This is a genomic window from Neisseria sp. 19428wB4_WF04 (assembly GCF_015235335.1).
GTDB classification, from domain to species: Bacteria; Pseudomonadota; Gammaproteobacteria; order Burkholderiales; family Neisseriaceae; genus Neisseria; species Neisseria musculi.
Map to the genome: position 1 here is coordinate 1 of NZ_JADGLG010000034.1, position 12,214 is coordinate 12,214.

11 protein-coding genes and 2 tRNA genes are annotated in these 12,214 nt (G+C 52.4%); 9 read left to right on the forward strand and 4 right to left on the reverse strand.

All coding sequences use genetic code 11. The features are described from left to right. Positions 1 to 158: 158 nt before the first annotated feature. Positions 159 to 1,280, reverse strand: a complete 1,122-nt coding sequence (gene asd, locus IR141_RS08235) for an aspartate-semialdehyde dehydrogenase (protein ID WP_135035810.1) — start codon at positions 1,278 to 1,280, stop codon at positions 159 to 161. A 147-nt stretch (positions 1,281 to 1,427) separates the two neighbouring features. On the opposite strand from asd, the gene IR141_RS08240 reads away from it, so the two are divergent. Further along, complete coding sequence (locus IR141_RS08240; RefSeq protein WP_135035813.1) at positions 1,428 to 2,027, forward strand: RDD family protein; 600 nt, start codon at positions 1,428 to 1,430, stop codon at positions 2,025 to 2,027. A gap of 345 nt (positions 2,028 to 2,372) precedes the next feature. Here IR141_RS08240 and IR141_RS08245 read toward each other — a convergent pair. The 3 genes from IR141_RS08245 to IR141_RS08255 all read right to left on the reverse strand — a co-directional run bounded on the left by IR141_RS08245 (position 2,373) and on the right by IR141_RS08255 (position 3,826). Continuing rightward, positions 2,373 to 2,448, reverse strand: a tRNA-Ala gene (locus IR141_RS08245). 8 nt (positions 2,449 to 2,456) lie between these two features. Beyond that, positions 2,457 to 2,533, reverse strand: a tRNA-Met gene (locus IR141_RS08250). 144 nt (positions 2,534 to 2,677) lie between these two features. Further along, positions 2,678 to 3,826 (reverse strand): class I SAM-dependent methyltransferase, encoded by a 1,149-nt coding sequence (locus IR141_RS08255; protein WP_135035816.1) that lies wholly within the window; start codon positions 3,824 to 3,826, stop codon positions 2,678 to 2,680. 319 nt (positions 3,827 to 4,145) lie between these two features. Between IR141_RS08255 and mraZ the strand changes: the two genes are divergently transcribed. From mraZ to IR141_RS08295, 8 genes are all read left to right on the forward strand, one after another. Beyond that, positions 4,146 to 4,601 (forward strand): division/cell wall cluster transcriptional repressor MraZ, encoded by a 456-nt coding sequence (gene mraZ / locus IR141_RS08260; RefSeq protein ID WP_135035819.1) that lies wholly within the window; start codon positions 4,146 to 4,148, stop codon positions 4,599 to 4,601. Then, positions 4,598 to 5,572, forward strand: a complete 975-nt coding sequence (gene rsmH / locus IR141_RS08265) for a 16S rRNA (cytosine(1402)-N(4))-methyltransferase RsmH (protein WP_135035821.1) — start codon at positions 4,598 to 4,600, stop codon at positions 5,570 to 5,572. Before mraZ ends, rsmH begins: the two co-directional genes overlap by 4 nt. Positions 5,573 to 5,761: 189 nt before the next feature. Beyond that, positions 5,762 to 6,022, forward strand: coding sequence for a cell division protein FtsL (ftsL, locus tag IR141_RS08270; protein WP_135035824.1), 261 nt, complete (start codon positions 5,762 to 5,764; stop codon positions 6,020 to 6,022). Between the two features lie 54 nt (positions 6,023 to 6,076). Beyond that, positions 6,077 to 7,828 carry a penicillin-binding protein 2 gene (locus IR141_RS08275; RefSeq protein ID WP_135035827.1) on the forward strand — a complete coding sequence of 584 codons (1,752 nt, stop codon included), beginning with the start codon at positions 6,077 to 6,079 and terminating at the stop codon, positions 7,826 to 7,828. A 10-nt stretch (positions 7,829 to 7,838) separates the two neighbouring features. Continuing rightward, positions 7,839 to 9,323 carry a UDP-N-acetylmuramoyl-L-alanyl-D-glutamate--2,6-diaminopimelate ligase gene (locus IR141_RS08280; protein ID WP_135035830.1) on the forward strand — a complete coding sequence of 495 codons (1,485 nt, stop codon included), beginning with the start codon at positions 7,839 to 7,841 and terminating at the stop codon, positions 9,321 to 9,323. 106 nt (positions 9,324 to 9,429) lie between these two features. After that, the gene (locus tag IR141_RS08285; protein WP_135035833.1) at positions 9,430 to 10,452 is read left to right on the forward strand and encodes a hypothetical protein; all 1,023 of its coding nucleotides are present in this window, start codon (positions 9,430 to 9,432) and stop codon (positions 10,450 to 10,452) included. 80 nt (positions 10,453 to 10,532) lie between these two features. Beyond that, a complete protein-coding gene (locus tag IR141_RS08290; protein WP_167743124.1) occupies positions 10,533 to 11,045 on the forward strand; it encodes a M23 family metallopeptidase in 513 nt (170 codons plus the stop codon). A 70-nt stretch (positions 11,046 to 11,115) separates the two neighbouring features. Continuing rightward, on the forward strand, positions 11,116 to 12,051 hold the full coding sequence (locus IR141_RS08295) for an Abi family protein (protein ID WP_135033284.1): 936 nt from the start codon (positions 11,116 to 11,118) through the stop codon (positions 12,049 to 12,051). Positions 12,052 to 12,214 lie beyond the last annotated feature (163 nt).

Here is a 12,214-nt window from a genome sequence, read left to right on the forward strand (position 1 = left end):
CCTGTCGGCAAAGTGGTTTTGAGGCTTCTATACCGACACAAAAATGCTTGATAATTTTTTGAGCTGATGGTCACTTAACTTGGTGTTATATTTCATTTTTCCAGGCTGACAGAGCTATTCTGCCAGTCTAGAGCCTATGTATATATGCGCTGAGCCGGTTATGAATCCAAATTTCCCAATATAATCCGCAACATCCGGCGCAGTGGTTCGGCCGCACCCCAAAGAAGCTGGTCGCCAACGGTAAACGCGCTGATGTATTCGCCCCCCATGTCCAGTTTGCGGATGCGGCCCACGGGAACGCTGGTGGTGCCGGTTACTTTGGCGGGGGTCAGCTCGCGGATGCTGGCTTCTTTTTCGTTGGGAACCACTTTCACCCAGCTGTTGGCCGATGCCAGCAGCTGCTCGATTTCGGAAACCGGCAGATCTTTTTTCAGCTTCAGCGTGATGGCCTGGCTGTGGCAGCGCATCGCCCCAATGCGCACGCACAGGCCGTCAATCACGGTGGGATTGCTGCTGCGGCCGAGGATTTTGTTGGTTTCCACGCCGCCTTTCCATTCTTCTTTCGAGCGGCCGTTGCCCAAGTCGGCATCAATCCACGGAATCAGGCTGCCGGCCAGCGGCACGCCGAAGTTGGCGGCGGGGAAAGCATCGCTGCGCAGAAAGTCGGATACTTTGCGGTCGATGTTTAAAATCGCGCCGGCGGGGTCGGCGATTTCGGCTTTGACTTCGTTGTGAATTGCGCCCATGCCTTCAATCAGTTCGCGCATATTTTTGGCACCTGCACCCGAGGCGGCCTGATAAGTCATGCTGGTTGCCCATTCCACCAAATCATTTTGGAATAAGCCGCCTAAGGCCATCAGCATCAGCGATACGGTGCAGTTGCCGCCGATATAGTTTTTTATGCCGCGTTGCCGGGCTTGGTCGATAACGTTGCGGTTGACGGGGTCGAGAATAATCACAGCATCATCGTTCATGCGCAGCGTAGAGGCCGCATCAATCCAATAGCCGCTCCAGCCAAGGTCCCGCAGCGGTTTGAATACGGCTTTGGTGTAATCGCCGCCTTGGCAGGTAACAATGATGTCCATCTTCGCCAGTGCGGCAATATCGTTGGCGTCCAGCAGTGTTTTGGTGGTTTGACCGAAATCGGGTGCGGCTCCGCCTACGTTGGAGGTGGTAAAAAATACAGCTTCGGGGATATGGGAGAAGTCGTTTTCCTCCTGCATGCGCTGCATCAAAACCGAGCCGACCATGCCGCGCCAGCCGATGAATCCTACTTTCATTGAGTGCTCCTAAAACAAAAAATTGTTTACAAAATAACGCAGAAAATCAAATAATCGCTGTTTTAACTCTCAAGAGTGTAAAAGTAAAGGCTTTTTTATGGTAAGGTAGAAAAAATTCCAAATCTTAAATAAACGGAGCATCAAATTATGGATATACTTGATTCTAACCCAGCATCGGCAGGCGGAGAAATTGTGGATGTGGATATTGCATCGGCAGGCAGCAGAATTGCGGCCTATCTGTTGAATACGGTATTTACCGTTTTAGTGTTTATTCCTTTGCTTTACAGTATTGTACTGCCTCTTGTGGAGCATTGGGATGAACAGCACCCCGAAATTTTGAGCCAAATCACATGGAACGGCCCGCTGGTCGCAGGCAGCTTGCTGCTGCTTTTGGTTTATCTGGTTGCACAGATGTGGCTGATGTCGAAGGACGGGCAATCTTTTGGTAAAAGAATATTAAAAATCAGGGTGTTAAAAAGTAATGGTGAAAACCCCGGCTTTTGGGGTACGGTAATGCTGCGCGAGGTTTTGTTTAACGTTATCGTGAGCATTGCTTCAATGATTATTGGTTATTTGATTACACTGGTGCTGAAAGGCGGCACGGAAACCGCGGAATTAATCGGTAATGCCTTATCACAATTGTTGTGGATAGTATGTTTGGTGATGTTGTTCAACAAAACGAAAAACCGCCGCACCTTGCAGGATATATTGGCGGACACAGTGGTGGTTAAGTTGCCGAAAAGATAAGCGCCGGAAGCGGTGAGGACGGAAGGCACTGCTTCATCAAGATTCTGTTTTTATAGCGGACTAATTGCAAGGGGCACTTTAATGCACTACTGTATTGCTTGCGCTTTGGCCGCATCGGGAATGTGTTTTAATCCGCTCTAACCGGCCTGCTTTAAAATAATCAGAGTGTCGGCTAACCTTTACCGCTACTGCTGCACTATTTGCTCTACCTGCATTTTGCCTTTGTGTAGTTATCGGGGGGATTGTGAACTTATTACTTATTATAATGAATAAGGGCGTCTGAAAAGTTTCAGACGCCCTTATAAAGATAAAAAGCACTTGGTGGAAACCAAATGCTTTAAAATTTGGTGGAGGTAAGCGGGATCGAACCGCTGACCTCTTGCATGCCATGCAAGCGCTCTACCAACTGAGCTATACCCCCAAAAGTTTTGGTGGCGAATCAGGGACTCGAACCCCGGACACAAGGATTATGATTCCTCTGCTCTAACCGACTGAGCTAATTCGCCGTTTGATAAGGGCACAATTATACGGTTTTTTTGTTGCGGGGCAACCGCTTTAACGGTGATTATATGTTTTTATTTGATTTTTATGAAAAAATATTTGGAGGCCGTCTGAAAATTTTTCAGACGGCCTTTTGTTATAAAAAAAGCTTAAAGCTTGTGGCAGATGTCGCCGGCGGCAAAGCCCGGCCATGCTACATCCACATCACGGCCGAATGCCATGACTTTAAACAGATCCCCCATTTCGTGTTGGCCTAAAAGTTTGTGAAGCGCGGCGGTTTCACGAATATAAGCAGGTGTGCCGGGTTCGGCGGTTTGTACCAGCAACTCCGTGATGCCGAGATTGAGCAGAAAATTAGCTTGGGTGGTGTAGCCGATTAAATCCAGGCCGCCATCGGTGCCGGCTTGGGCGGCACCGGTAAAATTGACGTGGGCGGTCAGGTCGGTTAAGCCGATTTGAAAAAACGGGTCGTGCACGGTGTGGTGGCGGTAGTGTCCGATTAAAGTGCCCATATGCCGCTGCGGGTGGTAATACTGGGCGGCATCAAAGCCGTAGTCGATGAAAACCAACCCACCCCGCACGAGTTTTTCTGCCAGCGTGCGGATAAAGGCGTGTTGGACGGGGTGCAGCTCGCTGGTGTACGGTTCATTGGGCGGAAAACAGGCCGAAGCATCGGCCAGCAAGCCGGCTTGGCTGAGCGGGCGCGGGGATTGGATAAAGGCGTTGTGTTCCAAAGCCACGCCGATTTGCCAAAATTGCCCGTGTTCGCGGCGGATAAGCTCACAGGGCATGGCATCGAGTACTTCGTTGGCGATAATGATGCCGTTAAATGTGTCGGGAAGTTCGGTTAAATGAACGACTTTTCCCGCTGCGTGGGGAGCCTGCTTGTCAATGCAGGCTCGCTGTCGTTCTGCTAATTCATTAGATATTTCAATGATGTAGTAATGATTTAGGCCGTCTGAAAGCGATTGCAGCAAGCTGGCGGCCAATTCGCCGGTGCCGGCGCCGAATTCGTAGATGTTGCCATCGGTTTGCGGCAACAGTGGAATAAGCTGGCGGGCAAGTGTGCGGCCGAACAGGGGCGTAAGGGCAGGGGCAGTTATAAAATCCCCTGCCGCCCCGATTTTGTGCCCCCCTCCGGTGTAGTAACCGTAGCGGGGAGCGTAGAGTGCCAGCTCCATAAAACGGGAAAACGGAATCCAGCCGCCGTGTTCGCGGATGTCTGCTGCAATCAGGGTTTGCAGGGCTTGGGAAGATATTGCGGCGGTATTGGGAGGGGTGGGTAATTGCACGGTCATAAATGTTAGAAAATGTAAATTTTATCAAAGGGGCGATGTATGATGCCTGTTGTTAGAAATCATACTCTATTTTAATATTTTTACTATATATGGTAATTTTAATAAAAAAATAATACTAGATATAGTGATTTTTATATATACAGAGTGAGCAAAGCAAGTGGCCGGCCTGCTTTTATGATACTTAAGTGTTTGTCTTTTTAGTTGTTTTTCAGAAAAGCAGGTTTGACCGCAATGTTGAAATTGCATATAGTGTGGGTGTGTGGGGCAATGTGTGTCAAAGTGTTGCTGTTGCCCATTTTTAATCACGGAGTGGGATAAAGTGTTTGGCGGTGTTCATGAATTGAGCATAGACAGCAAAGGGCGGTTGGCGGTTCCTGCCAAGTTCCGCGAATTGTTGCTGCGCCATTACACACCGGCTGTGGTGGCAACGCTGGATTCACGCAGCCGCCTGCTGATTTATCCCGAGGCCGAATGGGCGGGCGTGGCTAAACAGCTTTTGGCGTTGAAAACGGCGGGTAATCCAACGCTGCAACGCTATCAAAATTTGTTGCTGCACAATGCCGACACGCTTGAGCTGGACACGGCAGGGCGCGTGTTGCTGCCTGCCAACCTGCGCCGCCGCGTGGATTTTGATAAAGAAGTAACGCTGGTGGGGCGTGCCAACCGTTTGGAATTGTGGGGCCGCGAGCATTGGGAGGCTGAAATGGATCGTGCCTTGGATATTGATCCCGATGAGTTGGCTTCAGAGTTGGGTCAAACGGATTTGCAGCTGTGAACGGTGCCGAAACTTTGCAACACATTACCGTGTTGCTTCACGAAGCGGTGGATGCGCTGGCTGTGCGGGAAAGCGGTGTTTATGTGGACGGCACATTCGGCAGGGGAGGGCATTCCCGCCTGATTCTGTCGAAACTGGGGGCGGAAGGGCGTTTGATAGTGTTCGACAAAGACCCGCAGGCCGTTGCCGTTGCCAATGAATTGGCAGAACAAGACAAACGCGTGAGTGTAGTGCACAACGGTTTCGCCACTTTTCAGACGGCCTTGGACAGGCTGGGCGTTGGTCAAATAGACGGTGCACTGTTTGATTTGGGTATTTCATCGCCTCAGATTGACGAGGCGGCGCGCGGATTCAGTTTCCGTTTCGATGCTCCGCTGGATATGCGCATGGATCCCACCCGGGGCATTTCGGCAGCCGAATGGCTGGCATGTGCGGCCGAGCAGGAAATACACGAGGTAATCAAAAACTATGGTGAAGAGCGGTTTAGTCGCCAAATTGCACGCGCCGTTGTTTCGCAGCGCGCAACGGCGCCCATCGATACAACCCGCAAGCTGGCGCAGCTCGTGGCGCAAAACGTCCGTAGCCGCGAGCGCGGGCAAGACCCGGCGACCCGGACGTTTCAGGCCGTTCGCATCTTCATCAACCGTGAGCTTGAAGAAATAGAAGCCGTGCTGCCGCAGGCAGCGGGTGGGTTGAAAGCAGGCGGTAGGCTGGCAGTGATTGCTTTTCATTCGCTGGAAGACCGCATCGTGAAACAGTTTATCAAGCGTTATTCGCAGCACCCGCCCCTGCCCCGCTGGGCCGCAGTGAAAGAAGCCGACCTGCCGCAGCCGCCGTTAAAGCCGGTGGGCAGGGCAGTCAAACCGGGCAGGGAAGAAACCGCAGCCAACCCGCGTGCACGTTCTGCCGTATTGCGCGTTGCCGAACGCACCGGCGGCAGTTTTACAGAGTTTTATCGTGAAACCCAATAAAAACAATACTGCTCTATTTAGGTTTAATGAGAACGATTTTACAAGCAGCTGAAGCGGGGCAGAATCGGCACCGTGCCGTTTCTACTGCCCCCTGCGGTTTGGTGTTTTGCTGCTTTTTATTTTGTCCGCTATGGCCGTGTGCGGTTGCCGGTTTAAGAGGCCGTCTGAAAACAGGGGCCGTTGGAAAGTATGAATAAATTAAACGTAATTTTATTGGCAGCGGCATTGCTGTCGGGTTTGGCGGTGGTAACCGTTCAAGACCGGTCGCGCCAATATTATATTTCGCTGGATAAGGCTGAAAAGCACGAAGTCCGGCTCGAACAGGATTATGCGCGTTTGAAGCTCGAACAGGCCAAGCTGTCGAACCATGCACTAATCAAAGAAGCGGCAGAGCGGCAAAGGCTGCATCCCCCGGGCGTATCAGATACGCGCATGATTGAGATGAAATAAAAGGCGGCTTTTTAAAAATACATCAAGGCCGTCTGAAAAAAACGAGAAGTTGCCATGCTGATTAAAAACGAATACAAGCCCCAGATGCTGCCCAAGCAGCCCAAGGCCAAGAAGCCCGTTTCCACCAACGGGCGCATTGCCTTTGTGCTCGGCGGTTTGGCTTTGGCATTTGCCGCTCTGGTGGGGCGCGGAGTTTATCTGCAAACCACGCAGCACGAGTTTCTGAAAAACCAGGGAGACCAGCGTTTTGTGCGCACGGTAGCCTTGCCCGCTTCGCGCGGTACCATTACCGACCGCAACGGTGCCACATTGGCATTGAGCGCCCCCACCGAATCGCTGTATGCCGTGCCTTCGGGCATGGAGATCCAACCTTCTGCCGCACAAATCGAGCAGCTTTCCGCCCTTATCGGGGTGCCCGTTGCCACCATTGAAGAGCGGCTGGCAAAAAAAGATAAAGACTTTATCTATTTGAAACGGCAGCTTAACAAGGAAACTGCCGACAAAGTGGCCGCGTTGGGCATCAAAGGCTTGGCATTCCAGCAGGAAACCAAGCGGCACTACCCGATGGGCAACCTGTTTGCACACGTTATCGGTTTCACCAATATTGACGGCAAAGGCCAAGAAGGGCTGGAATTGGCGCGCGAAGACGAGCTGCGCGGTGAAAACGGCGCCAAAGTCGTACTGCGCGACAACAAAGGCAATATTGTCGACAGCCTTGATTCTCCCCGCAACCGGGATCCGCAAAACGGCAGCGATATGGTGATGTCGCTCGACCAGCGCATTCAGGCGCTGGCTTACGAAGAATTGAACAAAGCCGTTGCCCACCACCGTGCCAAAGCCGGCAGCGCGGTGGTGCTTGATGCGCAAACCGGCGAAATACTGGCTTTGGTAAACAGCCCCGCCTACGACCCCAACCATCCCGGCAGTGCCGACAGCAGCCAGCGCCGCAACAGAGCCGTAACCGATATGCTTGAGCCGGGTTCGGCCATGAAGCCGTTCCCGATTGCCAAAGCACTGGATTCAGGCAAGGCCAATATCCATTCCCGCTTCAACACCCATCCCTACAAAATCGGGCCGGCCACCGTGCGCGACACCCGCGTGTATCCTTCGCTTGATGTGCGCGGCATCATGCAGAAATCCTCCAATGTGGGCACCAGCAAGCTCTCGGCCATGTTCAAGCCCGAAGAAATGTACACATTTTATCAAAGCCTGGGCGTAGGCCGCAGAATGCACTCGGGCTTTCCCGGTGAAAGCCCGGGCATGCTGCGCAAATGGCAAAACTGGAGGCCTATCGAGCAGGCCACCATGTCGTTCGGCTACGGCCTGCAAATGAGCCTGCTGCAACTGGCACGCGCCTACACCGTGATTACCAGCGATGGCGAGCTGTTGCCCATGAGCTTTGAAAAACAGGAGGCCCCGCCCAAGGGCGAGCAGATTATCAAACCTGAAACCGCCCGTGCCGTGCGCAATATTATGGTTTCTGTAACCGAAAAAGGCGGCACCGGCACCATGGGCGCGGTTGATGGTTTTGACGTGGGCGCGAAAACCGGCACCGCCCGCAAGCTGGTGAACGGCCGCTATGCCAGTAACAAACACGTTGCCACTTTTGTAGGTTTCGCACCGGCCGAAAGCCCGCGCGTGATTGTGGCCGTGTCGATAGACGAGCCAACGGCAAACGGCTATTACGGCGGCGTGGTTGCCGGCCCCGTGTTTAAAGGCATCATGGGCGGCAGCCTCAACATTCTCGGTGTGTCGCCCACCAAACCCTTGAAGGAAACCCCCACCATTCAGACGGCCAAACGCTAAAGAGTTTTTTATGTTCAGCGAAAGCATTCCCCCGGCTGAAACCGACCTGCCGCCCCTGCTGTGCCAAGATGCAGCGGGGCGGCGGTTGCACTCAGACAGCCGCAAAATCTGCCCCGGCGACATTTTCATTGCCTGCACAGGCGAATACACCGATGGGCGCAGCTTTATTCCCGATGCCATCAGAAACGGAGCCGCCTTTGTATTTTGGGACGATGACGGCAGCTTTTCCTGGTACCCCGCCTGGAGCGTTCCCAACCAGGGCATCAAAGATTTGAAAAACAGGGCGGGCATTCTGGCCGCCGCCTTATACGGCAATATTTCAGACGGCCTTTCGGTTTGGGGCGTAACCGGCACCAACGGCAAAACCTCGATTACCCAATGGCTCGCACAGGCTGCCGACATACTCGAAGGCCGCCCGGGCAGCTGCGCCGTAATCGGCACGGTCGGCAACGGCTTCTGGGGCAGCCTGCAAGAAACCGCCCACACCACGCCCGATCCCGTTTCGGTGCAAACCCTGCTGCACAGTTTCAAACAGCAGGGCGCGCGCGCCGTGGCGATGGAAGTGTCCAGCCACGGCCTCGACCAGGCGCGCGTTAACGGCGTATCTTTTCAGACGGCCGTGTTCACCAATCTCACCCGCGACCATCTCGACTACCACGGCAGCATGGAAGCCTACGGCGAAATCAAATCACGCCTGTTTTACTGGCACGGTCTGCAACACGCCGTGATGAATGCAGACGATGCCTACGGCGCCGGGCTGGCAGGCCGTCTGAAAACCGAACACCCGGGCCTGGCCGTTTACCGCTACGGCTTTGCCGAACACGCCGATATCCGCATCACCGGTTTTACCGCCTCTTCAGACGGCATGACGGTAACGCTCGACACCCCGTGGGGCGCAGGCGAATGCCGAACCCGCCTGCTCGGCCGCTTCAACGCCCAAAACCTCGCCGCCTGCGTAGGCGTGCTGTGCGCTGCCGGCTACCCGCTGCAACACGTGTTGGGCGCACTGGAGCGCATCCGCCCCGCCACCGGCCGCATGGACTGCATCATGAACACCGGCAAACCGCTGGTGGTGGTCGATTATGCCCATACCCCTGATGCCCTCGAAAAAGCACTCGCCACCCTGCAGGAAATCAAACCGCAAGGCGCAAATCTTTGGTGCGTGTTCGGCTGCGGCGGCAACCGCGACAAAGGCAAACGCCCGCTGATGGGCTTTGCCGCCGTTGCCGGTGCCGACAAAGTGGTGGTAACCAGCGACAATCCGCGCATGGAAGAGCCGGCCGACATCATCAACGACATTCTGCCGGCAGTGCCGGACCCCGAGCACATCGAAGCCGACCGCCGCTCCGCCATCGGCTATGCAGTGAAACACGCCGCCGCAGGCGACATCATTCTGATTGCCGGCAAAGGCCACGAAACCTATCAGGATGTTCAGGGCGAGAAGCATCACTTTTCCGATTTCGAAGAAGCGGAAAAAGCGCTGGCGCAAAGATAAAACCGGATGGCAATTACTGTGTCAGACAGCCTTTGGGGGTGGTTTGAACAGGCCGTCTGAAAACAAAAAGTAAATAAACTCACTGACAGAACGGAAAGGAAAACGAATGGGAATTTATCGTTGTAATAAATGCGGACATTTGGCAGAGCATGCTTGGCAGCCGAATATGACAGAAGTTGCCTGTTTGAAATGCCAAGCACCCAATAAGGTTTACGACACCTTATTTTTTGTGCAGAAGCTTTTGGAGCGCTATTTTGCCGTTAATCGGGAATTACGGGTGCTGAAAGCCCAAGAGCAGGAAATGCCGGAAGATAGCGGCCAAACGCCGCAACAGCAGGAGCAGGAGCAGGAGCAAAATAATTTATTGGTGGGCGTGAATCTCGCCGCAACCGATGTGCTGGCAACAGAAGAGCAGCATGAGCCGCTTAAACAATGGTTTATCAAACAAAATATTGTGCCTGCGTTTGATTTTTCGGCGGTCGATATGAGCGGCTATTTTGACGAGGCCGCTGCAGAAATCGGTGGAAAATACCACATTACCAAGGATATTTTGAGCCGCATCGGGTGGGCATACCGTAACAACCATACCGGAATCAATCTCGACATAGGCAAAATGGCGCAGAAAGATGCGCAACTGATTAACAATATGTGCCGCCAGTTTTACAGCCATACATTATTTGCCAAATATTTTTATCAGAAGCAGGAAAAAATTATCCGGCTGAATCTGCAAAAAGCCGCTGCCATCAAGCATTTTTTCAGCGGCGGTTGGTTGGAATGGTATGCCCTGGGCAAAATGTTGGCCGAAGCCAAGCAGCGCGGCAAGACATATGCCTTTTCTTGTGCCCGCAATGTGAAAATCAGATTCAGTAATGAAGATGTGTATGAATTGGATGTGGTTTTCCGGCCGGCCGGGCAGCCGCCGCTGGTGATTGAATGTAAGTCGGGTGAGTTCCGCCAAGATATTGAGAAATATGTGCGGTTGAGAAAGCGTTTGAATTTGCCCGCTGCCAAATTTATTGTGTTGGCAACCGATTTGGAAGATGCTCAGGCAGCGGCATTGGGCAGTATGTACGGATTAACCTTTGTTACACCCAAAACATTAATGAAACATATGCGGGCAGTGATGTAGATTAAGGAAGGAAATGTTTCAGACGGCCTTTGTCGAAACAAATAACAGGCCGTCTGAAACCAACGAAAGGAGCCCGATAAGTGATATCGAAACCTGCCGGGCGGCTGGTGTGTTTTGCTGCCGTTTTCTTGTGGGGCTGCCAAGCCGTGCGCCCGAGCCAAGAGCTGGCCGAACTGCAGGCGCAACCCGCCCCCGCCGTGCAAAGTTTAATCAACCCCGTTAAAGGCAAAAAGTTCGACGACACTTGGGGTGCACTCCGCAGCGGCGGCCGCAGGCACGAAGGCGTGGATATTTTCGCCAAAAGCGGCACGCCCGTGCGCAGCACCACCAACGGCATTATTACCAAGCGCGGCAAAAACAGGCTGGGCGGCAAAGTAATCGGCATACAGGGCCCCGGCGCATGGCACTACTACGCCCACCTGAAAAAATTTGCCGGCGCAAAGTTATACAGCAAAGTGAAGGCCGGCGAAGTTATCGGCTATGTGGGCAAAACCGGCAACGCCAAAACCACGCCGCCGCACCTGCACTACGGCGTTTACCCCACCTACGGCGGCGCGGTGAATCCTTATCCGTTGATTGATCAGAATAGATGAGTTGAGTTTGGGTAAATTTAAGTATCAGAAGCAAATATAAAAACAATATAACGGAAGGCCGTCTGAAAATATGTTTGAACCGATAAAACCGTGGCGGGATTTTGCCGGCCAAGTTGCAGTGCTGGAAAGCAGGGGGATGCGAATTGACGATAGGGAGCGTGCGGAAAAATATCTGCGCCGTATCGGGTATTATCGTTTGAGCGGCTATTTTCATGTTTTCCGACAATGGGATGGGCAAAATCAGGTTTTGCTGGAAACCTTCCGGCCCAATAGCAGTTTTGAGCGTGTTTTATCGCTATATCTGTTTGATAAAAAATTGCGCTTTCTGGCATTGGATGCACTTGAGCGGATTGAAATGGCTGTGCGGGTGGATATCGTGCATATTCTGGGTAAGAAAGATCCGCTGGCTCATGAAAACGCGGCGTGTTTCGATGGTAAGTTTGCCAAAACCATTCAGGCCAACGGGAAGACTAAGTATCAGGAATGGTATGAGCGGCTGGAAGAATTGATTAGAAAAGCCCGGCAACGGAAAATATCTTGTGTCGTTCATAATTTACATAAATACGGGCACTTGCCGGTTTGGGCAGTATGCGGATTATGGGACTTTGGTGCGATGTCCCGCCTATATGAGGGGATGAAGCATCAGGATCAAAATCTCATTGCCCGTAAATACGGTGCGTTGCATGGCGGGATATTTGCGAAGTGGCTGCGTAGTTTGAATGAGATACGTAATATCGCAGCCCATCACGACCGATTGTGGAATACACGCATCGTTCAGCAGGCAGCGCCCATTTCGACAGATGAATATTGGAAAAAACTCAAAAATTACCATCCGTTTTTCTATTTCTGCATTATGCAGCAGATGATGCAAATATTGTGCCCGCATTCTAAATGGGCGGACAGGTTTGATGAGCTGTTGCGTGAATTTCCCGAAGAAGCCGTTATCAGCTTGGCTGCATTCGGATTGCCGGAGCATTATCGGGAATGGGATTTGTGGAAAAAATAAAGGCCACTACATGCAAAAGCAGAGGTAGCGGCCGTTTCGAGATAAATATTACGCTGAATTCGTCTTCAAAGCAACACAATTTGTTTAAAACCAAATCCAAAAATAAGATTGTTTGAAAAATAAAACATTGCGCAAAATGCAGCTCTTTGAATAGAAAAGAATA